This window comes from Litoribacter populi (genome assembly GCF_007483685.1).
Taxonomy (GTDB): Bacteria; Bacteroidota; Bacteroidia; order Cytophagales; family Cyclobacteriaceae; genus Litoribacter; species Litoribacter populi.
In genome coordinates, this window is record NZ_VMKN01000001.1 from 1,476,393 (window position 1) to 1,497,483 (window position 21,091).

Below are 21,091 nucleotides of genomic sequence, written 5' to 3' on the forward strand. Positions count from 1 at the left end.
AGGGCGAAATCAAAATTGAGATCGACCGGGCAAGATTTGAACAGGATTCCAGGTGGGACGGCCTGAAAGGCTATATCACCAATACACGACTGGGGAAAGACCAAATAATAGAAAACTACAACAATCTGTGGAAAATAGAAAAGGCGTTCAGGATAGCCAAAAGTGACCTAAAAATAAGGCCGGTATATCATAGGGCCCAAAGAAGAATAGAAGCCCATATATGTATAGCATTCGTGGCCTACAAAGTGTACAAGGAGCTGGAAAGGCTGTTGAAGGAAAAGCAGTCGGAACTGAGTCCAGAAAAGGCCATTGACATAGCAAAAGGCATCTACACGGTAAGAGTAACCATTCCTTCGAGCCAGCAGACCGTTTCTAAAACAATAATCCTGAACGAAAGTCAAAGAAAATTGGCTGATTTATTCGGTTTTTAGCCTTGGGTGTCCCAGCGCTGAAAACAGGAGTGGCATTCATTTTATTGCTTCTTACAGCGACCCTTTTATTTAGAAAACAAAATAGGAAAAAGAAGGCACTGTTAGGGGTAGCTTCAGTGGTAAGTTTGATGATCGCCGTCAATGGGATGAATTACTATTTTGAATGGCATCCATTAAACCTGTCCCTACCTTTTACAGCTTCCCAGTCTTTCGAGGTTAAGCACGAACCCTATATCTGGGAAAGTACTTCACCGGCCAATGCTGGGTATGATGAAGGGGAAGTTGAGCAATACCTCCAAGAAATTGAAGATTGGAAAAGGTTGAGGGGTTTGGTAATTATTAAAGATGGCAAGTTGGTAGTGGAGAAATATCAAAATGGCGCCACTGCTAATAGTGCTTTCAACGTACATTCTGTCACCAAAAGCATCACTTCCGCTCTAATTGGTATATCCATTCAGGAAGGCCTTTTCAACTCGGAAAATGATGGCATAATGCCCTTCTTTTTAGAGTATACAAAAGGGGTGTCTTCTCATTTAAAGAACAAATTGAAAATTGCCCATTTACTATCTATGCGGGGAGGTTTCACAGGTTGGGATGGCCCACAGAGTATGCAACAAGTGATGTTGCACGAAGGTATATCCGAAAGTAAAATAGGGCAGGAGTTTAAATATTTCACTGGGGCCCAAATGGTACTTTCTGCCTTGATCACAAAAGCGTCAAACACTACAACCAAGGAATTTGCAGAGGAAAAACTTTTTAAACCTCTTGGTATAAAGTGCGGCTTTTGGAGGAAAGTAGATGGCTATTATGCCGGAGGTGATGAGACATACTTCACTGCAAGAGATCTAGCAAGGTTTGGAGAACTGTATTTGAACAAAGGCCAAGTGGATGGACATCAACTTTTGGATTCCATGTGGGTGGAAAAGAGCTTTACTAATTTCACAAACGAAAGCAAGGCTTTTCGAACCTTGGACTGTTATCAGGAAATTGGCTACGGCTATTCATGGTGGCTTTTGAACTATGATGACAAGACGATTTACACCGCCAGAGGGAAGGGAGGACAATACATCCTGATAATTCCAGAGCAAAAGATAGTAGCGGTCATTTTGCAGGAATGGAATCTTCAGAAAGACTTTAAAAGTGAAAATGCCTATTTGTGTCAGTTACTTTCTCTTTTGACAAAAGAATCCCAATATATAGCTACTGATTCTGAGTAGCTAGAGCTCACTTGTCAGTTATACCCATACCTCCCTTTAGCAATCTCTCAATTATTACTTTTTATTTATTGTAACTCTCTCATTAATAGTGGTCTAAGAGGTAAAAGAGACTAGGCTAAGATTCATTTTTAAATTTATTGAAAATTAGCTTAATCACCGGATTAGAATTTACTGAAACCTAAAAAAGCAAGTGCTGTAAAAGGTTACTTTAATTTATTCAAACCATAAAATAGTTTAATTATGAGAACTTTTAAAATTAATTCGATGAAGCGATCCATTCAGATTTGTGCGGTGGTATTTATTTCACTTGGCTTAATTTCTTGTGAACATGAAATGTATGACATGGAGGAAAACGAGGAATCTTTGGCAATGCGGAATAAAGGGGACTATGGGCCTTTCGAATTTCCGGGGACTGTTTTTGACATTGCAAGTGCTCCCGATGGTAGTATTTTTGTCGGCCTTAACGAGGGGCAGTCCAGAAGTGTTCAGAGTATCAAAAACGGTAAAGTCAGTAGTATAATGAAGGTGAACTCTACCTCTGATATCAACGGCTTGGCGCCTATAGGGGCTGGAAATATTTTCCTTAGCACTGCGGGGGCTGACCGCGCATTGGAAGGGGAGTTGTACAGAGTGTCTCGCGGCAATTCGCGTATGGTAGCTGATTTGGCTGCTTTTGAAAGAGAATTCTCCCCGGATGCCTTGGCCGGGCCTCAATGGAAGAACCAGCTATGCGAGGGTATAGATGGTTTTACCCCTGGTCCCCAAAACAATCCATACAAGGTGGCAGCCAGGTCTGGTAACACTGCTATAGTGGCCGATGCAGCAGGAAACACAGTTCTTTCTGCCACTACAAATGGAAACATTGACTGGTTGGCCATACTAACCCCACCGGTAGATGAGACCGGGGAGTGGATAGTCCGGTGGGATACAGAAGATGAGACTGGAGAGTCCATTCCATGCTATGTACAGCCAGTTCCAACCGCAGTCGCTATCGGGCCTGACGGATATATATATGTGGGTGAATTGACCGGAACCATGTCAGATGAAGATGGAACTTTTCCCATAGGGCTTTCACGTGTATGGAAAATCTCCCCTGACGCCAATAATGTGGTTTGTTCACAGACCGACCCCTCAGCAGATTGCGAATTGTTGATAGATGGACTAACCTCCGTGATAGATCTGGAAATCAGTCCGGATGGTTTGTTATATGTGGTGGAATTTGATAAAAGCAGCTGGTTCGCCTCTCTCATTCCGGGCATAGCGAGTGGCGGAGTCATTAGTTCTTACGACTTAAGTGGAAACTTGGTAGAGGAAGTGGCTTCTAACCTTTCATTTCCAAGTGCAATTGCGTTTGATAAAATTGGGAACCTTTGGGTTTTAGAGAATAACGACATAGGTATTTCTGACCTGAAACCAACCGTCAGAGTACTCGACTAAACAGATTTTTGATTATTATAAAAGGTGAAGGTCATCGATTTTAGCCAGTGATCTTCACCTTTCCCACCTCCATCATCCGACATCCGACACCGGTCATCCGTCATCCATCATCCGACACCGGTCATCCCACATCCGACATCCGTCACCGGTCATCCGTCATCCGACACCGGTCACCCGTCATCCCACATCCCTCAACTCAGTCTCAAGAGCCAAAAACCCTTCTAATTTCCCCCATTGATTATTTATAGGATGAATTTCAATTTCACAGAAGTACTCAGTATTATCAGCTTTGTAATTCACTAATATCTCCTTGGAGGTTTGGCCATTTTCGAGGTTGTTTTTTACCTGCTGCCGAGTCAAACTAGAAGTACGGGGCCCTTGCAGAAAACTCGGTGATTTTCCTATGGCAAAAGATTTAGCATAACCTGTCATTTTGGTAAAACCTGGACTGACCCATTTGATAATTTGCTGCGCATCGGTGAACACCAGGGCTGAATAATCCTTTGCCATAATAAACTCGCAATCAAAATCAGGGTTTATTTTATCAGTAAATGCTCTCAATTTCTGAATATCCGCGTTTTTCCCTGAATCCTCAAGGATATCCATGTAAAGCAATGAATAAACGTCCCAACTTAATAAGGGAGGTTGCGGATTTTGTGGCGTATTATCTATTTTGATTTTTGTATTAGTAGTGGTCCTTGCCATATGGGCAAGGTACACGTCAAGGCACATGATTTCCATACAGAGGGATTTTTTATTAAATCAATTCAAAAGCGACGAAGTGATGCTTACAAGTAGGAAAGGGAAAGGAGTGATTGAACTATAACCTACCCTATTACACAACTAGATCAAGGAAGCAATGTTTGTAATTCTCAATTGGCACCCAATTAATCTCCAGTTACTTTCCTATTTAGTAGGTAAATTATGATTAAGAACTAAGGTGTGAATATACAGATTTTGGCTATTAGGCCAACAAATAGAGGTACCTAATCCGCCTGATTTTTAGTAAATAATGCTCCGTAAGCGGGTTAAGTGAACTGGTACGGATTTCAGTTAAGGAACTTCCCATGCCTAAACCAAAAAAGAAAAAATAGGACATTACTATTGTCAGGAATTGATTTGTGCAATCATATATTTTTTTACTATTTCAATTATAATTTAGATCTTTGGAAATTAAAAGAGCGATCAAATAAGATGAAGGAAATAGAAGTACAAAATAAGCAACAGTACCTCAAAAAAAACCACCCTTTTGGAGAAATTATCAAGCTTGAGGATAAGAAAAAATGTATCCATTGCGAACTGGTTTTCCTGGCTGGGGAGTACAAAGTGCTTAAAGACAGAAATGGGGAAGAATACATCTGCTGCCCCAACGCTCCGGAATGCGAAGGTACAGTCATCGACTGGATTAACGTCGACTAAAACCCACATCCATCATCCGTCATCTGTCATCCGTCATCCAACATCCGACATCCAACATCCGTCATCCAACATCCATCATCCTACCCCAAACCAACCAACAACATTCCCAAAAGCCCCAGAACCATTCCTCCCAACACCACCGGAACCAAAGTCTGCTTCAATACCTCCTTATAGCTTTGCAGATTGGCAATGGCGGCTGCGGCGATGATATTGAATAATGAAACACCATTACCAAGAGCGGCACCTGCATGTTGGAGGGCCAGGATGATCCCAGCAGGCAGACCTATTGCATGGGCGGTTTCCAATTGTGAAGGCGCAAAGACTAGGTTTGAAATAGTAGTGCTGCCTGTGATGAAAGTGCCCATAATCCCTAATAGGGGTGCTATTAAAGGGTAAATCTGCCCTGTCTCAGCCAAAGCTTGGGCTATAAAAGCCACCATCGATGGCTTACCCAGCCCCGAATGTATCATCAACTGGGATATGGCGATTGATGGAAATAGCACAACCAATAACCCTGCCTGTCATTTGTAAGGGTATTTTAATCCCTAGATCAAAATTTTTGTACCAAAATGCAACTCCAAATCTTATGATCAGAAAAGGGACCATGGGGGTTTGCAGGGGTCTGGATATTGCGGTCATTCCCGTCTGGAACATATCTGAAAAGGTAAACTCCCAGTCGGTCACACTTTTGAGTGGCACCAAAAGGCGTGGGAGTAGCAACAGCAATGCGAGGAAAAGATATGGTAACCATGGCTTAATGCTAACCTTTATCCCTTTCTGCTTGAGCAAAAGGATGGAAAACATCAACATGGCCAAGGATGCAAGTACTGTTGCCAGTTCTGGTACCAGCTAGGCAAAAAGGCAAAAGGGGATAGCAAAAAGCGTATAAAGTCCTATTATAAGTTTTTTGTGGTAAAGCCTAATGCCATAGGCTGCAAACATTCGGAAGACATAAAACAACCATAAAAAAACTACCAGCAGGGAAATCAAAGCCGAAATAATTCCGATTTCAAACATGAGCCCCTCGCTAAGCTGCAAGGGAATCTGGATTCCAATGGTCAAAGGGGTTCCCACTGCCCCGAAAATAGCAAACAGTCCATTGAACAACAACACAACCGACACCGAAAGCACGGCATTGTACCCCAAAGAAATCAGGAGCAATGGGACAATGGCTCCCGGTGTCCCGAACCCCGCTACACCTTCAAAAAAGCCGGTCAGGCCAAGTGCCAAAAGGAAAAAGCGCACTTCACTGGTGTGGTGAAGCCCCGCTACGGAGCTGTTTATCTTGTCAATTAGCCCATTTTTTTGCATCAGATTGAAAAGAAAGGCCGCCCCGAAAACGATCATGAGGATGTTCAGGGTGGTAAATCCGGATATTACCAACGTACTGGCGTACTGAGCCAATCCCGGGCCCAAAAAAAAAACAGACCTGTGGTGACCGCAAAAACCACAAACACCGCTTCTGATACGTTTCGCAACAAAGAAAGCACAATGAGCAGCAGGATTGGCAAAAACGCAAGGACAAATAACATAGCTGGGTTAGGAAAACTTAATTGACTTCATTTTCCAATTCTCCGCCTTTGAAATAGCTGGAAATATTTGATAAAGTGAACTTGGATATTTCCAGCATGGCGTCTTCAGTGAAAAACGCCTGGTGACCGGTTATCAGCACATTGTTGAAGGACAACAGGCGCATGAAAACATCGTCTTGAATTACCTTATCTGATAGATCTTCGAAAAACAGATCGGCCTCTTCTTCATAAACATCAATACCTAGGTATTTGATTTGTCCACTTTTAAGTGCCTGTATTACCGCTTGGGTGTCTACTAAGGCCCCTCGGCTTGTATTGATCAGCATCACACCCTGTTTCATCTTTTCAATGGAGTTGCCATTGATGATGTGATGGGTTTGGGGAGTTAAGGGGCAATGGAGGGATATTATGTCTGATTGGGCGTAAAGTTCATCAAGTTCGCAATATTCTACACCCAGTTTTTCAACTTCATCCGATTTTTCTACATCAAAACCCAAAACCCGACATCCAAAGCCAAGCAGTATTCTGGAGGTAGCAATGCCTATTTTGCCCAGGCCGATCAATCCAACCGTTTTCCCCTTGAGGTCAAAGCCCATTAATCCGTTTAAAGCGAAATTCCCTTCCCTTACTCTATTGTAAGCCCGGTGGGTTTTGCGGTTGATCGTGAGGATCAATGCAACGGTATGTTCTGCCACGGAGTATGGGGAATAAGCAGGTACCCGAACCACCTTTATGCCCAATTCATTGGCCTTTGTGAGATCAACATTGTTGTAGCCCGCACACCTGAGTGCAATCAATTTCACACCTTGTTGGGCGAGTAGATTAAGCGTCTCAGGATCGGCGCTGTCATTGACAAAAATACAAATAGCCTCATACCCCTTAGCTAAAACAGCCGTGTTGTGATTTAAAGGTTCGTCAAAGAAATCGAGCTGAAAGCCGTAAGGTTTATTTTGGCGGATAAAAAATTCTCGGTCATAAGGTTTAACACTGAAGAAAAGTATTTTCATTCGTATATTTTTTAAAGTCTATAGTTTAAATTGGTACCTGATTTCTGAACCATAAGGGTCGGTCAAAACCTCAAAAATGGCCTGAAAACAGTCTGTCATTCAATGTACATGGTACTTGGTACCTAGTACTTTGTACCAAAAACATCAATAATACTTTAATTTCACCCTAATCCTTTTCTTACTCTCATTCAACCTCACCTTGCTTTCTTCAAATTTTGGTTTGCTGAGTCCAAGTTTGGGATTGTTGGAGAAACCGATTCCCTCCTTGGGCATTTTGAAAAGGTTAAAGTCCACCTCATCATTGTCATTTTCATCGTGGAACACAAACATGGCGTATTCACCAAAGGGGAGCTGTTTAGTCTCGATGACGCTTTTGCCATCGCGGATCGGGGCATCAAACCTTGCCTTAACAGCCTCCTCGGTTAAGAAGCCTTCCCTTTCATATAAAATAACCCTCACCGTACCTTTTGAATTTTTCAAGTCTCCCACCTCGACGACAAACTTCCCCCTGTCAGCATTTTCAGCCGCAAGGAATGTAAAAGATGATAAAAGTAAAAGGCAAACTTTGATTGTATATTTCATAACAAATAAAAACTAATAGCAATACCTAAATCCAACGGGAAAGGGGAGCAGAGTGTTTGTCTAAAGTACGAAATACGAGGAACGAAGGACGAAGTAAGGCGCAAAAAAAGCCGTCATATTACCATGTGTTTTGTATCTATTTACTAGTATTTAGTACCCTTTTTTCTCAAACACTACCCTATAATGATCCATAATCTCCTTTTCAAAACATATCTTATTCGGACTGATTCGAAATACGGTTACCCTATGTCGGAATTCCTTATCAATGAGGTAATGGGGGAGGAGGCGTAGGTAAAGCAGGTATTTTTTCAAACCAAACTTCCGGAATCTTTTGCGCCATTGGGTTATAGTTTCAATATAATCCAGCCTTCCGCTGCTTTTGGAAACCATATTAAAAAACGGGGAGGCCGCCTTGCAGATCATTTCATAGCCATAGGGAAGCCAGGATCCGGGAAACTGTTTCACCATTAAAGCCATGATGTGTTGGGGGGAACCGGAGGGAGCATTGATATCCATTTCATCGAATTCAATCATGTTTTTCCCAAATACCATGGTCTGTAAGTAAAACCTTCCGCCTTTGGGTAAGAGGTTGTAAACTGTTTCAAAGAAGTCCTGATAAATCTGTTCCTGCTTGCCTGCCTTCCAGTTCTCGATGGAGCAAAAGTGCTCAAATGCCCCGACGCTGACCACCGCATCAAAAATACCAAAATCCTCTGGCTTAACGTTTCTACAGTCCCTGAGATATACAATCAGACCGTTGTTCTGGCAAGCCTCCAATTGACCCTGGGACATAGTTAGCCCTATCCCATAGGCCCCTTTCTTTTTGGCATAGGTCAAAAATGGCCCCCAACCGCAACCCATGTCGAGGACTCTGCTACCCTTACCGATGTGGAGGTTTTCGGCAATGAATCGATGCTTGTTTTCTTGAGCTTTTTCGAGGGAGAGTGAAAAATCTCCGTTGTACATGGCCCCGCTGAAATCGCCAGTCTCACCCATGCTGAGCCGGAAGATTTTATCAATTGTGCTGTAAGCGTAATCTAGGTCTTCTCTGCTTGCCATTTTTCTAAAAATCTAATTGTGAAAAAGTTCGGCTGACAACCCCCCTTCAGGAGCAAAATATGTTTAGCTAATATAGCTGATTTTCAGTAGATAATCGAGGGTGGGGAGGTTTTTTTGGGTAGAGGGTTATTTCCCGGCGCTGTCTAGCGGGGGGAGGTTGAAAGGTTTAGAGAGATGAGTGGTGGGCGTTGTGGTTTAAGGTCTGCCTGTCCGCAGACAGGGTTTAAGGGTTTATGGGATTAACGGATTAAGGAACTTCGCCAGTTGAGAAAAGCCTCCAATTTCGAAGTCCCGAGGCGCAGCCAAGGGACAACGGGACCCTATAAAACTTTAGAAACGGCCAAAATGGCTAACACAGCCTTTTTTTCCTGCGGGTACTTAGTACTTGGTGCCTAGTACATAGTATTTTGTACAATGGCTAAATCCTCGCCTGATAAGTATACAACTGGTAATACCTCCCCTTCAACTCAATCAACTCCTCATGCTTGCCTTGCTCGGCGATTTGTCCCTGCTCAATCACTAGGATCTGGTCGGCTTGGCGGATGGTGCTAAGGCGGTGGGCGATCACAAAGGTGGTTCGGCCTTGCATCAGACGCTTTAAGCTAGCCTGGATGAGGCTTTCACTTTCGGTGTCCAAATTGGAGGTGGCCTCATCTAAGATCAATATTCGAGGATTTGCTAAAATAGCCCGGGCAATGGCAATCCGCTGGCGTTGACCTCCAGAGAGTTTGACCCCGCGTTCCCCTATCAAAGTGTCCAGTCCGGCATCAAACCTGTCGGTGAATTCCTGCACATGGGCGGCTTTTACCGCATCCTGCAATTCAGATTCCGTAGCATTTGGTCGAGGAAAGAGAATGTTGTCCCGGATGCTCCCCTCAAACAGAAAATCATCCTGCAGCACTACGCCTAACTGGCTGCGGTAACTTTCTAAACTCACCTCCTGCAGATTATGGCCATCAACGGTAATTATGCCCTGATCAGGATTAAGAAAGGAAGCGGCCAAACTCGCAATGGTGGTCTTACCGGATCCGGAAGTACCCACCAAGGCGGTAACCGAGCCAGCGGGGGCTTTGAAGCTGATATTTCGCACTACTTCTTTGCCTTCTTCATAAGCGAAATGGACATCCCTGAATTCCATATCACCTTTGATGTGGTTGATTTGAATGTTTCTCGTCATCAAGCTATCCTCAATAGGCGTATTCATAATTTCCTCCGTTCGGTCCAATCCAGCAAAAGCCTCCGTAAGTTGGCTGCCAATATTGCTCATCTGCACTATTGGGGCAATCATAAAACCCAGGTACAAGGTGAAAGCAAGAAAGTCCCCGAATGTGAGCTCGCCCTGCATGATCATATACCCACCGATGCCCATGATTCCTGCCGAGGCAAGTCCAAGAAGGAGTGTGGCCGAACTTGTGATTAAACTAGTGCTGGTAAGGCTTTTTTTGACATTCAGAAATAGACGAGTGACCCCGTCTTCAAAGGTTTTGATTTCCTGGGCCTCAGCATTGAAACCTTTGATCACCCGAACTCCTCCAAGAGACTCAGTGAGCCTGCCAGTCACCTCAGCGTTAATGACTCCCCGCTCCTTGAATATGGGTCTTATTTTTCCAAAAGCCTTCATAGAAACTATCCCGAAAACCGCCACTGGAACCAGAACATAGAGTGTCATTAAAGGGCTGATAGCAATCAAAAGCACCAAGCAGATAATGGAGGTTAAGATTCCACCCACAAGCTGTGCCAAGCCGGTTCCTACGAGGTTGCGCACACCTTCCACATCGGTCATGATACGGGAGACAAGTTCACCGGTTTTGGTGTTGTCAAAAAAGCGGATAGGGAGTTTAAGGATATGTGCCTGCACTTGGGCTCTTAGTTTCGATATCAGGTTTTGGGCTTCCACGCTGAGGATCTGCGTAAGTGCAAAGGAGGTAATCGATTGGATGAGTATTGCGGCCACCACTGCAGCAATAAGCCACCATAGCAGTTCCATGTCAGCATTCGGGATGACATCATCCATGAGATATTTGCTTGCTCCGGGAAGCACCAATCCTGCAAGCCGGCTGATTACGATCAAAACAAGCCCTATCAATATTTGCTTTTTACGTGGCCAGATGATGGTTTTGAAGGCTTTAGACAGAGAGACTTTGCCGATATTGGTTTTTTGTTTGGCCATTGAGGGTATATAGATAAAAGTGGAACACATGCAAATTTAGGTAAATTAGTACCAAGTACCAGGTGCCTGATTTCAAAGTGAAAAGAATCTTTGATACACTTAGTACATTTTCCTAGTTATTTGTACAAAGTAAAATCCCCTTCTCCAATATCCCTCTTATCATCTCTTTAAGTTGCACAGGTTCTTTGACTAATACGGTATCAGCCATCATGAGAATCCATCTCACAAAACTTTCAAGCGAAGTGGTCATAAAAGTCATTTCTACTTCATCACCGATTATTTTTTCCATGACAAAACCCTGGTTGTATTTCTGAACCCTCAGGTATTTCATAGCTGATACGGGAAGTGCAATGACCACTTTGATCAATTGGTTTTTCTCCTGCTCTTTGGTCAAATAATCCTTTAGGGTGGGGTGGGAGCTTTTGAAAGTTTTTTCAATCAATTTGACTTTTTTGGCTCTGTCAGTCCGAAAGGTTCTGTATGCTTTTCTGAGTCTGCACCAGGCAATCAGGTACCATTGTTCGAAGGCATAGTAAATTCCCACGGGCTCGATGTGACGTCGCGTTGTTTCCTCGTTTTCGAAAGAGTGGTATTCCATTTCAAGCACCAAGTTTTTGGATAAGGCTTCTTGAATGACATGTAAAAATGTTTCAGACTTGCCGTTTAGGGAATCTCTAGAACCAATTACGGCAACTTGGTCAGAAAACTGTTCCATCAATTCCTTTTCAGCTTCTCTTAGGACGGACTTTATCTTAAAAAGCGCAGAACTGAAATGCCCGCCGCTCTCTTTGTCGGTGAAGTTGGTCAAAAGTTTTTCTGCCACAATAAAAGACAGTGCTTCTTCTTTGGTAAACATGATTGGAGGCAGGCGGTAACCGTCCACAAGGGAGTAGCCTCTACCCGCCTCACTGACGATGGGTACTCCGGCTTCTTCTAAAGCACGAATGTCGCGATAAACAGTACGAATAGTGATTTCAAACCGATCAGCGATCTCGGTAGCCCTTATCCATTTTTTGGATTGCAGCTGGGTGAGGATGGCGGTGAGCCTGTCCAATCGGTTCATGGTCAAAAGATTTGGTTCAAAAAGAAAGTTATTAATAATACCTCAATTTTTCTAGTGACTGCTGACATAGGGTTGTCACTTGGGGGAGGTTTATTTGTATGGAAGTCGGATGACGGATGTCCGATGAGGAATGTGAACAAAAATAAAGAAATCATGGAAACGAAAATGAAAGAATCGCAACTAGTAACGAAAGACCAGCTTTTTGAACATTGGGAAGGGCACAGGAGGCTTACCAGAAGGGTGATTGAGGCCTTTCCGGAAAATGAGCTGTTCACCTTCAATATTGGTGGAATGCGACCCTTCGGGGCAATAGTGCAGGAGCTACTAGCTATCGCAGAGCCTGGCCTCAAGGGAATTGTGACGGGGGACTGGCAGCCTTTTGACGAGAGTTTAAAGTATTCCACCAAAGAGGAGCTTCTCGAAGCTTGGGACCGAACCACTGCCAATCTCCCAAGTCTGTGGGAGCAACTTAAGGAGGAGCGTTTTCAGCAAACTGTTCTATCCTTTGAACAATACGAAGGCACCGGTATTTCTACCCTCCAATACTTCGTTGATAACGAAATCCATCACCGTGGGCAAGGCTATGTGTACCTCCGGGCATTGGGAATTGAACCGCCATTTTTCTGGGAAAGAGAATGATGAATTAAGGTTTAGAGGTTTATTTTCCCTGCGGGAAGGTTTGGAGGGGTAGGATACACAGTGAAAACCACTCAAACCAACCTTCAGTAAATAAGCCTCTAAATAACCCGCCACGCGAAGCGTCGGGTAATAACCCCCTAAACGAAATGAAGTACGAGGTACGAAGAATCAGAAGCCATACGTTTGCATAATAAGGCAGGAATGATGATGATGAAGTGCTCTACACCTTCAAAGCTCCCCTAAACCCCCGAGCCCCATAATATGATTGCGCTCCGTTGTGATACACGAATACATGTTCGTAGCGTCGGTCGCAAAAAAGCGCTCCTCCGTGTTTGCGGATTTCATTTGGAGTCTGGATCCAGCTGGATGTTTTGAGGTCAAATTCTCCTAATTGCTGCAAGTTTCTGTATTGCTCTTCATTCAGGATTTCAACCCCCATTTCCCTTGCCATATCAATGGCGTTGTTTTTGGGTTTATGTTCCTTGCGTGACTCTAGACCCTCACGGTCATAGCATACGCTCCGGCGGCCTTTGGGACTTTCAGGTGAGCAGTCAACGAAAAGATACTCCCCCGACCCATTGTCCTTGGCTACCACATCCGGTTCACCTCCAGTTCTTTCCATTTCATGCAATATGGGTAATTTCTCTTCTTTTGTCTCCAATCTTTGAAGAACCTCCTGCCAGTCCATATGGGGATGGCGATCCATATGTTTCGTAAACCTTTTTTCAAGAATTGTAATCAATTCCTTTTTCTCATCCTGAGAAATGGAAGGAAGGGTAGTGGTCTTTTGTTTCATAACACTAAAATAGCCAAATGAAAGGGAAGAAAAAAGATGCTTACCCGTGGTGGGAATGATGAATTAAGAATTAGGTAATAATATTGAATAATGAACGCCCTAAAACGGCATAACACAGCAGTCAATTCTGCGATGTACATTGTACATGGTACATAGTACCTTGTACCCCAAAAAAGAACTCCCCCTTCCATATAGAAAGAGGGAGCCTTTACTATTCCTCAACGGCTGTATAGCCGGGGTTTTGCTCTAAATTTGGATTAACCTCGATTTCCTGTAGAGGAATAGGCCATATGACTCTGAACTGCTCGTTGTCGGGGAAGAGGTTGCCGATGTTACCAAACCTTCTCATGTCGGAAAAGCGGTGGCCCTCAAAGGCTAATTCAAACCTCCTTTGGCGTTGGATTTCTGTCAAAGCTGCTGCTGGGGAAGTGTAGCTTGGTATCGATACAAGTCCAGCACGGTTACGGATCGTGTTAATATCACTGATTACTTGCGCACTTACCGCACCCTGACGTACAATTGCTTCGGCACGGATGAGGTACATCTCGGCAAGCCTTATTAATGGCACATTGTCATCATTGGTGGCTGAACGGTAGTATTTATAAACTCTTCTAACATTTCCTTCTGGAAGTATTGAAGCCGCAAATCTAGTATCGCCTTCTGCAGCTGAAGCGGCAAACAAGTTGAAGAAATCATCCCTTACATAAAACTTCTGACCGCCTGTGGCAGGATCGGAGGAGATGGCCAGTGAACTTTGGTCACCATCCACATTTGTGAAGCTTAGGTTGAAGATCATTTCCGCATTCCCAGGTATGGTCCAAATATCACGATAATTTGGAAGTAGGCTATAGCCCAGCCCTATTGCCTCAGTTGCTTTCTGTGCTGCTTGACCAGGGTTGCCAGCTTGAAGGTGAACTCTGGCAAGCATTGCTGTGGCCGCTGCCGGCCGAGCACGGTAAGGGGCGTCTGGTGTCTGTCCGAGATTTTGTTCAGCAAATTGCAATTCAGAAATGACAAACGCATAAAGATCTTGGGTAGAAGCCCTTGGTAGAGTGTTGATTTCATCTACGGTAGTTACAAATTCGGTAACTAATGGCACTCCATTAAAAACCCTCAATAAATCATAATAAACATAGGCACGGATAAACCTAGCTTCGGCTTCAATTGCTATAAGCTGCTCTTCGGTGGCATCTTCCACATTGGAAAGGGAGAAAAGGATGAAATTGGCATCCCTAATTACTCTATACATAGTTTGCCAAGTGCTTCTAATCTGTAAGTTTGAGGGATTTATTCTTCTGAAGCTTACCTCTTGGTCAGTTGTGAAAGTGCCGGCGTGCTGCAGGTTGTCGGTATAGGTGTCCTGATAATACAGGTATCGCAATCCGTAATAATCTTCGCTTTGCATACCGTCATACATGCCTAGAATAGCCCTTTGGGCGCTTCTTACATCCGATATAGCTTCATCTGTTGGAATTTGGTTTACAGGTTCTTGGTCCAAAGTGTCGCAGGCGCCCATCCCGAAGGTTAAGCTGACGGCCAATATTAACGTATATATTAAATTTATCTTTTTCATATGCTTAGAATCCAATGTTTAAGCCCAATGTAAATGTCCTTGGTTGCGGAAAGGTGTAAAAATCCACACCAAGAGTGATGTTATCCGTTCCAGCAAAGTTGACCTCAGGGTCAAATCCTGAATATCCGGTGAAGGTTAGCAGGTTTTGTGCTTGGAAATATACCCTGGCACTGCTTACCCTGATCCTGTCCAATACTGGCTGCGGAAGTCTATATCCTACGATAAGGTTTTTAACCCTCAAGTAGGAACCATCCTCAATAAATCTGGTCGAATTGGACTGATTGTTACGGTTGGCTGACACGTCAATTGTCGCCCTTGGTACCATTCCGTCGCCAGGGTTTTCTTCTGATCGCCATCTGTTATCTACCGAAGACCTGTTGTTGTCATCAAAGAAGTTGGCGAACATACCTTCTTGGAAACTACCTGCCGCATTCCAGATTTCATTTCCTACCGAAAACTGCATGAACACCTGCGCGTCCCAATTCTTATAAGTAAAAGTGTTTGTAAAACCTCCAAAGAACAATGGCTGTGAGTTTCCCAAGATCGTAAAGTCATCATCTGTGATGATACCATCATCGTTGATATCACGGTAATTCATGTCACCGGCCTGAATGCCGAATGCTCTTCTTTCTTCAGGAACATCTTCGTTGGTGGCAAAAACGCCGTCAGCGATAAGTCCGTAAAATGTTCCTATTGGCTGACCTTCTCTCAATACCAAAGAATTACCCCCAAATCCATAAAACACATCCTCACCTTGATACAATTCCAAAATCTTGTTCCTATTGAAACTGATATTTATATCAGATCTCCAGTTCAAGCCATTTGGAACGTCCATGTTAACTGTAGAAATGGTAAATTCAAAGCCTCTGTTTTCCACTGAACCGATGTTGGACTGGTAGGTTCCAAATCCACTTTGGGTAGGGATTGGGCGTGAAAATAAAAGGTCTCTGGTTATTTTATAGTAGTAATCAGCAATTAAGGTCAACCTTCCATTGAAGAAGCTCGCATCGATCCCAATATCCGTTTGCGCTGTATTTTCCCACTTTAGGTCCGGATTACCCAGTTGCACCGGGAAAATAGAAGGGGTACCCAAATAATTGCCTGCCCCTACAAGTCCTCTCCAAGCAAAGTTTCCGATTTCCTGGTTACCCGTGTAGCCAAAACTCGCTCTAAGTTTCAGGTCTGACAAAGCATCGAACTCTGGGAAGAAATCTTCATCCATCAATCTCCAACCAGCCGAGATGGAAGGGAAGTAGCCCCAACGGTTGTTAGGCCCAAAACGGGATGAGGCATCCGCTCTAAAGGAGGCACTGAATAGGTATTTGTCATCGAGACTATAATTTGCCCGGCCGAAATAGGACTCCAAGCCCCAAGTCACAAAGTTGTTATCCCCTTCATTGACCAAACCTGCGGAACCTACATAACGGAAGCGGTCATCTGGGAACTGTATACCCCTCACATATGAGGTGGTGATTAGGTTTTCTTCTCTATTGTGACCTGCTACCACATTTAGCGTATGCCTGTCATTGAAGGTGGTTCTATAGTCAACAAAAGCTTCCGCCACCCACTTCATTGGGTTATTGGTGCTGAAAGAACCGGAACCACCTTCTGCTGCCGAAGCACTACCAGGGTAGCTGTCGGGGGTGTAGCGTCTTTCTTGAAAGTTCAGGATATCCGCACCCACCCTTACATTCACATTAAGGTCAGGAATGACTTCATAAGTTGCCAAAGCATTGGAGAAAATCCTGATGGACTGGTTGATGTTGTCGTTTTCCAGCCCTTCAGCCACCGGGTTGCTATAGAAAAACTGCGGGCGGGTATAGTTGCCCGCCTCATCATACACCGGCCAAAGCGGGGATGCAGCCAATGAATTGGCAAATGGGCTGTTTAGGGAGTTATCAGAAACGATTCTGTTTTGTACCGAGCGGCTTATTCCACTGTTCAAGCTTATCGTCATCCTGTCATTAAGGTCGTGATCCAAGTTGAATCTGGTCGACATCCTGTGGAATCGGCTATTGATTACCGTGCCCTGCTGGTCAAAAAAGCTACCGGAAATATAGTATCGTGTACGCTCATTTCCTCCTCTTAGAGTAAGCTCATAATTTTGGATCGGGGCAGTTCTGGTAACTTCTCTCACCCAATCGGTATTGACATTTTCATCAAAAGGAAGACCGCCATAAAACCAATCAATCAGATCCTGATCACCGACTTCGTCTCTTGGAATACCAAGGTCACCGGCCACGAAACCGCCAATGGCATCATTCATTAGGTCAAGATATCCTCTTCTATCCAAAAAATCAGGCCTTCTCCAAACTTGCTGGATACCACCATACATGTTAAGGTTGACCTGCGTTCTTTGGTCAGCCCCTCTTTTTGTGGTAATTAGGACTACCCCGTTGGCGGCCCTAGAACCATAGATGGCTGCAGCTGCTGCATCCTTGAGTACTTCCATTGACTCGATGTCGGAAGGGTTGAGGTCAGCTAAGGAGTTGGAACTTTGTCCGCCAAAACCCAACTGAGAAGGGTCGCCCGTAGTCATAGGCACGCCGTCAATTACATATAAAGGTTGGTTGGATGCTGAAATGGATGAAGAACCCCTTACCCTAACGGAAATGCCGGCACCCGGTGTACCTGAGTTTTGGGTGATCTGCACACCGGCCACTCGGCCTTGTAAAGCCTGGTCGATACCGAGTGCAGGAACATCTCGGATCACATCGGCGTTAACTGATCCCACCGATCCTGTAAGTTCTCTTCTTTCTATGGTACCATAGCCCACCACTACCACTTCTCCCAAGGTCTTGGCGTCGGTCATCAAAGTAAGGTTAATAGTGCTTTGATTGCCTACCTGAATTTCCTGGGTAAGAAAACCCACAAAGGAATAGACTAAGATATCTTCATTGCTAGCCTGGATGGTGTAGTTCCCATCCAAGTCGGTGATGGCGCCCCGAGAGGTGTCTTTGATCCTTACGTTGACTCCTGGGAGGGGAAGGTTGTCCTCATCGGAGACCACCGTACCGGATACGGTTCGAGTTTGCGCAAAGGTCTCTGCAGTCAGGAGCAGGAGGAGTACCAATACGCCTAGTAAACTTTTTCTCATAAACAGTGAATTGTGGTTACAATTAGAATAATCAATAAAATAAATGTTAATAATTGTCAAAATTAGACAAAATACATTTTAAAGTTAAATTATTTGATGATTTTATAGAGCTGAAATGTAAGGGGTAGTAGAGTTTATAATAAAAGCTGTTAAAAAGTAGGCAGTTAGAAGAAGGGAAAGCAATAAAAAAAAAGCAGCCTTAAAAAAGACTGCTTTCTAAAAGTTATAAAATGATGTCTGTTTTAGATGGAGAAACTTTCCCCGCACCCGCAGGTTCTTGAAGCATTAGGGTTGACAAACTGAAATCCTTTGCCATTAAGGCCATCAGTGAACTCTAAAGTAGTGCCAGCTAGATAAAGAAGGCTCTTTTTGTCCACGATAATCTTAACACCTTTGTCCTCGAAAATTTGATCCGAGTCTGCAAGTTCCCCGTCAAAACCTAAGTCATACATCAAGCCAGAACAGCCTCCTCCTTTTACGGAAACCCTGATATTTTCATTGTCAGTGCGCCCTTCTTCTCTTTTTAATTCAAGAATCCTTTCTTTAGCTTTGTCAGATACTATGATCATATTTCGATTTGTTTTGAGCGGAATTTGGTTTGAGTAACGGTAAAACGTGATTACCTTACAAATGATTCAACTACAAATATACAAATTATTTACATGAGAAAAATTGAGCATCTCGGGATTGCGGTCAGGGACCTGGAAAAGTCCAACGAACTTTTCCGCAAGCTTTTAGGCAAGGAACATTACAAGGAAGAAAAAGTGGAGGGTGAGGGCGTATCTACCTCATTTTTCATGGTGGGTGAGACTAAGGTGGAACTTTTGGAGGCCACCCGGGGGGACAGTCCGATCGCAAAGTTTATCGAAAAAAAATCGGAGGGTGTCCACCATATTGCTTTTGATGTGGTAGATATATATGCAGAAGTTGAAAGGCTGAAAGCTGAAGGCTTTGAAATACTCAATGAAACGCCAAAACAAGGCGCGGACAATAAATTAGTTGTATTTTTGCATCCAAAGAGCACCAATGGGGTGTTGGTGGAGTTGTGTCAGGAAAAAGATAACTAAAAAAAATAACCACAGAGGCTCAGAGGGCTCTGAGAAAAAACTAACCGCGAAGGACACTGAGGGTCGCAAAGTTTTAAAGATGTATATTTTGCGCTTTGCAAATCTTATTTTCTTTGCGGTTAAAACCTAGCACTTTTTTGAGTCCTCTGGTCTGTGGTTTAATTTTAAATTCATATGTCAGAAAAAAGAACAGAGATAAGTGAGATCGGGGAGTTTGGGCTCATTGACCGGTTGAACGAGAAGATTGTCATAAAACATGATACCACCCTCAAGGGGGTAGGGGACGATGCGGCTGTGATAGCCTGCGGAGAAGGTAAAGTGAAAGTCATCACCACCGACCTATTAATGGAAGGGGTGCATTTTGATCTTGCTTATGCTCCATTGGCTCACTTGGGTTTCAAGTCCGTTGCAGTCAACGTTTCGGATGTTGCAGCTATGAACGCCATCCCCAAACACATTACCGTCAGCATAGGGATTTCCAACAGGTTTTCTGTTGAGGCTGTAGAAGCTTTATATGCGGGGATCAACGCTGCTGCTGAGCATTACAATGTAGATGTGGTAGGGGGTGACACCACCACCTCCAGAGCAGGTTTGGCCATTTCGATCACCGCTATCGGTGAGGCAATGGAAGACCAGGTGGTTTACCGTTCTGGTGCGAAGGAAAACGATATTATTTGCGTGACTGGTGATCTCGGCGGAGCAGTAGTGGGGCTGCAGGTATTGGAAAGGGAAAAGCAGGTTTTCTTGGCTAACCCCGATATGAAGCCCGATTTGGAAAGGTACACGCTTGTGACTGCCAGACAGCTTAAGCCTGATGCCCGAATGGATATTATCCATGAGCTGAGAGACCTTGAAGTAGTGCCGACCAGCATGATGGATATTTCGGATGGACTGGCCTCTGAGCTTTTCCATATCTGCAAAGCCTCAAAAGTTGGCGTGACTATATATGAAGATAAGCTTCCTATTGACCAGCAGACTTATAATACTGCTGTAGAGCTGAACTTGGATCCCATCACCTGTGTGCTAAATGGGGGAGAGGATTATGAGTTGTTGTTTACCATCAAGCAGGTAGATTTCCAAAAACTAGAAAAACATCCCGACATTCACTTCATAGGTCATGTGACCAAGGAAAAAGATGGGAAGTTTCTAGTGACTAAAAGTCAAACCGCTGTGGCACTGAAGGCACAGGGGTGGAAGCATTTTTAGGATGTAGGGTGTCCGGTGTCGGATGTCCGATGATGGTTCGCGTTCATCCGACATCCGTCATCCGTCGGCCGTTTATTCTGGAAGTAACACCAGGTCGATCACGTGGATGATGCCGTTGGAAGCGGGGACTGTTGCGATGATTTTTCCTCCGTTGATCAGGATGTTTCCATCATCATCTTTGTCCACGACCACACTTCTGCCATCTGCAGTTCCCATCTTGCGGCCTTTCACAAAATCTGTTTGCTTATAAACTCCAAGCAATTACTCCAAGATGTCCCTTAGCTGCCTTTGATTTTCCTTTTTGGTCAGAGTTTCCATAGTGCCATCTGGCTGAGCGTCAAAAGCAGTGTTAATTGGAGCAAAAACAGTGAAGGGACCCACATTGGTTAGGGCATCTGCGTAATCTGCAGCTTTGAGGGCAGCGACCAAGGTGCTGTGATCAGGAGACCCAACAGCTACTTGTAAACATTCAGTTTGGAGTCAGAATCCACTACTCCGGATTGTCCCACATGGGTTACCTGTTCACTTGGTTCCACAGTAATAGAGGTATCGGAGCTATTAGCTCCACAGGACACCAAAAGCAGGAAGGCCCCCGCAGCAAAGATTGAATTTAGAGTAGATTTTATCATGATTTCTTGGGGTTGAATATACACGCAAGATAAAAAAAGGATAACTTTGTCCTATATGATTTTTGTCATGCTTTTCGGGGATGTTGAAAAAAAATTTCCCACAGCCAAAATTCAAAAAACGCTGAGGCGCATAGGGCACAGAGTTTTATATTTTCTCTGCGGGATCT

The 21,091-nt window shown here is 44.1% G+C and carries 22 protein-coding genes and 1 pseudogene; 9 read left to right on the top strand and 14 right to left on the bottom strand.

Features of this window, described 5'->3' with window-relative positions; translation table 11 throughout:
* The 3 genes from FPL27_RS19935 to FPL27_RS06485 all read left to right on the top strand — a co-directional run.
* Positions 1–431, top strand: a 431-nt coding sequence (locus tag FPL27_RS19935; protein WP_221936580.1) for an IS1634 family transposase, incomplete at its 5' end; no start/stop codon positions are given.
* 29 nt (positions 432–460) lie between these two features.
* Positions 461–1,648: a serine hydrolase domain-containing protein gene (locus FPL27_RS06480; protein WP_143960314.1), complete on the top strand. Its 1,188-nt coding sequence runs from the start codon at positions 461–463 to the stop codon at positions 1,646–1,648.
* 264 nt (positions 1,649–1,912) lie between these two features.
* Positions 1,913–3,085 (top strand): ScyD/ScyE family protein, encoded by a 1,173-nt coding sequence (locus tag FPL27_RS06485; protein ID WP_185974314.1) that lies wholly within the window; start codon positions 1,913–1,915, stop codon positions 3,083–3,085.
* A 177-nt stretch (positions 3,086–3,262) separates the two neighbouring features.
* Here the strand turns inward: FPL27_RS06485 and FPL27_RS06495 are convergent, their stop codons facing one another.
* On the bottom strand, positions 3,263–3,826 hold the full coding sequence (locus tag FPL27_RS06495) for a PAS domain-containing protein (protein ID WP_143960316.1): 564 nt from the start codon (positions 3,824–3,826) through the stop codon (positions 3,263–3,265).
* A 453-nt stretch (positions 3,827–4,279) separates the two neighbouring features.
* Between FPL27_RS06495 and FPL27_RS06500 the strand changes: the two genes are divergently transcribed.
* The gene (locus FPL27_RS06500; protein WP_143960317.1) at positions 4,280–4,504 is read left to right on the top strand and encodes a hypothetical protein; all 225 of its coding nucleotides are present in this window, start codon (positions 4,280–4,282) and stop codon (positions 4,502–4,504) included.
* An 80-nt stretch (positions 4,505–4,584) separates the two neighbouring features.
* On the opposite strand, the gene FPL27_RS06505 is transcribed toward FPL27_RS06500, so the two are convergent.
* Positions 4,585–5,007, bottom strand: a complete 423-nt coding sequence (locus FPL27_RS06505; RefSeq protein ID WP_221936584.1) for an L-lactate permease — start codon at positions 5,005–5,007, stop codon at positions 4,585–4,587.
* An 83-nt stretch (positions 5,008–5,090) separates the two neighbouring features.
* Here FPL27_RS06505 and FPL27_RS06510 point away from each other — a divergent pair, with 83 nt between their 5' ends.
* Complete coding sequence (locus FPL27_RS06510) at positions 5,091–5,357, top strand: hypothetical protein (protein WP_143960319.1); 267 nt, start codon at positions 5,091–5,093, stop codon at positions 5,355–5,357.
* Here the strand turns inward: FPL27_RS06510 and FPL27_RS06515 are convergent.
* Positions 5,354–5,851 carry an L-lactate permease gene (locus FPL27_RS06515; RefSeq protein WP_235893377.1) on the bottom strand — a complete coding sequence of 166 codons (498 nt, stop codon included), beginning with the start codon at positions 5,849–5,851 and terminating at the stop codon, positions 5,354–5,356. The two genes, FPL27_RS06510 and FPL27_RS06515, sit on opposite strands and share 4 nt — an antisense overlap.
* Here FPL27_RS06515 and FPL27_RS19775 point away from each other — a divergent pair.
* Entirely contained in the window at positions 5,810–6,061 is a 252-nt protein-coding gene (locus tag FPL27_RS19775) for a hypothetical protein (RefSeq protein ID WP_185974401.1), read from the top strand. The two genes, FPL27_RS06515 and FPL27_RS19775, sit on opposite strands and share 42 nt — an antisense overlap.
* Here the strand turns inward: FPL27_RS19775 and FPL27_RS06520 are convergent.
* The 5 genes from FPL27_RS06520 to FPL27_RS06540 all read right to left on the bottom strand — a co-directional run bounded on the left by FPL27_RS06520 (position 6,054) and on the right by FPL27_RS06540 (position 11,917).
* Entirely contained in the window at positions 6,054–7,043 is a 990-nt protein-coding gene (locus FPL27_RS06520; protein ID WP_143960321.1) for a 2-hydroxyacid dehydrogenase, read from the bottom strand. The two genes, FPL27_RS19775 and FPL27_RS06520, sit on opposite strands and share 8 nt — an antisense overlap.
* A gap of 144 nt (positions 7,044–7,187) precedes the next feature.
* Entirely contained in the window at positions 7,188–7,625 is a 438-nt protein-coding gene (locus tag FPL27_RS06525; protein WP_143960322.1) for a DUF2141 domain-containing protein, read from the bottom strand.
* 150 nt (positions 7,626–7,775) lie between these two features.
* The gene (locus tag FPL27_RS06530; protein ID WP_143960323.1) at positions 7,776–8,684 is read right to left on the bottom strand and encodes an SAM-dependent methyltransferase; all 909 of its coding nucleotides are present in this window, start codon (positions 8,682–8,684) and stop codon (positions 7,776–7,778) included.
* 418 nt (positions 8,685–9,102) lie between these two features.
* Positions 9,103–10,854, bottom strand: a complete 1,752-nt coding sequence (locus FPL27_RS06535) for an ABC transporter ATP-binding protein (RefSeq protein WP_143960324.1) — start codon at positions 10,852–10,854, stop codon at positions 9,103–9,105.
* 112 nt (positions 10,855–10,966) lie between these two features.
* Positions 10,967–11,917, bottom strand: a complete 951-nt coding sequence (locus FPL27_RS06540; RefSeq protein WP_143960325.1) for a helix-turn-helix transcriptional regulator — start codon at positions 11,915–11,917, stop codon at positions 10,967–10,969.
* Between the two features lie 153 nt (positions 11,918–12,070).
* Between FPL27_RS06540 and FPL27_RS06545 the strand changes: the two genes are divergently transcribed.
* Positions 12,071–12,556 carry a DinB family protein gene (locus tag FPL27_RS06545; RefSeq protein WP_143960326.1) on the top strand — a complete coding sequence of 162 codons (486 nt, stop codon included), beginning with the start codon at positions 12,071–12,073 and terminating at the stop codon, positions 12,554–12,556.
* 220 nt (positions 12,557–12,776) lie between these two features.
* Here the strand turns inward: FPL27_RS06545 and FPL27_RS06550 are convergent, their stop codons facing one another.
* The 4 genes from FPL27_RS06550 to FPL27_RS06565 form a co-directional block, all read right to left on the bottom strand.
* On the bottom strand, positions 12,777–13,352 hold the full coding sequence (locus tag FPL27_RS06550; RefSeq protein ID WP_143960327.1) for a DUF4256 domain-containing protein: 576 nt from the start codon (positions 13,350–13,352) through the stop codon (positions 12,777–12,779).
* 211 nt (positions 13,353–13,563) lie between these two features.
* The gene (locus FPL27_RS06555) at positions 13,564–14,925 is read right to left on the bottom strand and encodes a RagB/SusD family nutrient uptake outer membrane protein (protein ID WP_143960328.1); all 1,362 of its coding nucleotides are present in this window, start codon (positions 14,923–14,925) and stop codon (positions 13,564–13,566) included.
* Between the two features lie 4 nt (positions 14,926–14,929).
* Positions 14,930–18,022, bottom strand: a complete 3,093-nt coding sequence (locus tag FPL27_RS06560; RefSeq protein WP_143960329.1) for a SusC/RagA family TonB-linked outer membrane protein — start codon at positions 18,020–18,022, stop codon at positions 14,930–14,932.
* A gap of 242 nt (positions 18,023–18,264) precedes the next feature.
* Complete coding sequence (locus tag FPL27_RS06565) at positions 18,265–18,591, bottom strand: HesB/IscA family protein (RefSeq protein ID WP_143960330.1); 327 nt, start codon at positions 18,589–18,591, stop codon at positions 18,265–18,267.
* 93 nt (positions 18,592–18,684) lie between these two features.
* Here FPL27_RS06565 and mce point away from each other — a divergent pair, with 93 nt between their 5' ends.
* Positions 18,685–19,089, top strand: coding sequence for a methylmalonyl-CoA epimerase (gene mce, locus FPL27_RS06570; protein WP_143960331.1), 405 nt, complete (start codon positions 18,685–18,687; stop codon positions 19,087–19,089).
* A gap of 174 nt (positions 19,090–19,263) precedes the next feature.
* The gene (thiL, locus tag FPL27_RS06575) at positions 19,264–20,295 is read left to right on the top strand and encodes a thiamine-phosphate kinase (protein ID WP_143960332.1); all 1,032 of its coding nucleotides are present in this window, start codon (positions 19,264–19,266) and stop codon (positions 20,293–20,295) included.
* Between the two features lie 72 nt (positions 20,296–20,367).
* On the opposite strand, the pseudogene FPL27_RS19990 reads toward thiL, so the two are convergent.
* Positions 20,368–20,676, bottom strand: a pseudogene (locus FPL27_RS19990) (fasciclin domain-containing protein).
* A gap of 74 nt (positions 20,677–20,750) precedes the next feature.
* Positions 20,751–20,924, bottom strand: a complete 174-nt coding sequence (locus tag FPL27_RS19995) for a hypothetical protein (RefSeq protein ID WP_235893378.1) — start codon at positions 20,922–20,924, stop codon at positions 20,751–20,753.
* Between the last annotated feature and the right edge of the window lie 167 nt (positions 20,925–21,091).

Bases quoted from the DNA above. Each gene is read 5' to 3' on its own strand.
- FPL27_RS06485 (WP_185974314.1), top strand. From the start codon at position 1,913: ATGAAGCGATCCATTCAGATTTGTGCGGTGGTATTTATTTCACTTGGC.
- FPL27_RS06495 (WP_143960316.1), bottom strand. From the start codon at position 3,826: ATGGAAATCATGTGCCTTGACGTGTACCTTGCCCATATGGCAAGGACC.
- FPL27_RS06500 (WP_143960317.1), top strand. From the start codon at position 4,280: ATGAAGGAAATAGAAGTACAAAATAAGCAACAGTACCTCAAAAAAAAC.
- FPL27_RS06510 (WP_143960319.1), top strand. From the start codon at position 5,091: ATGATCAGAAAAGGGACCATGGGGGTTTGCAGGGGTCTGGATATTGCG.
- FPL27_RS06515 (WP_235893377.1), bottom strand. From the start codon at position 5,851: ATGATCGTTTTCGGGGCGGCCTTTCTTTTCAATCTGATGCAAAAAAAT.
- FPL27_RS06520 (WP_143960321.1), bottom strand. From the start codon at position 7,043: ATGAAAATACTTTTCTTCAGTGTTAAACCTTATGACCGAGAATTTTTT.
- FPL27_RS06525 (WP_143960322.1), bottom strand. From the start codon at position 7,625: ATGAAATATACAATCAAAGTTTGCCTTTTACTTTTATCATCTTTTACA.
- FPL27_RS06530 (WP_143960323.1), bottom strand. From the start codon at position 8,684: ATGGCAAGCAGAGAAGACCTAGATTACGCTTACAGCACAATTGATAAA.
- FPL27_RS06535 (WP_143960324.1), bottom strand. From the start codon at position 10,854: ATGGCCAAACAAAAAACCAATATCGGCAAAGTCTCTCTGTCTAAAGCC.
- FPL27_RS06540 (WP_143960325.1), bottom strand. From the start codon at position 11,917: ATGAACCGATTGGACAGGCTCACCGCCATCCTCACCCAGCTGCAATCC.
- FPL27_RS06545 (WP_143960326.1), top strand. From the start codon at position 12,071: ATGGAAACGAAAATGAAAGAATCGCAACTAGTAACGAAAGACCAGCTT.
- FPL27_RS06550 (WP_143960327.1), bottom strand. From the start codon at position 13,352: ATGAAACAAAAGACCACTACCCTTCCTTCCATTTCTCAGGATGAGAAA.
- FPL27_RS06555 (WP_143960328.1), bottom strand. From the start codon at position 14,925: ATGAAAAAGATAAATTTAATATATACGTTAATATTGGCCGTCAGCTTA.
- FPL27_RS06560 (WP_143960329.1), bottom strand. From the start codon at position 18,022: ATGAGAAAAAGTTTACTAGGCGTATTGGTACTCCTCCTGCTCCTGACT.
- FPL27_RS06565 (WP_143960330.1), bottom strand. From the start codon at position 18,591: ATGATCATAGTATCTGACAAAGCTAAAGAAAGGATTCTTGAATTAAAA.
- mce (WP_143960331.1), top strand. From the start codon at position 18,685: ATGAGAAAAATTGAGCATCTCGGGATTGCGGTCAGGGACCTGGAAAAG.
- thiL (WP_143960332.1), top strand. From the start codon at position 19,264: ATGTCAGAAAAAAGAACAGAGATAAGTGAGATCGGGGAGTTTGGGCTC.
- FPL27_RS19995 (WP_235893378.1), bottom strand. From the start codon at position 20,924: ATGATAAAATCTACTCTAAATTCAATCTTTGCTGCGGGGGCCTTCCTG.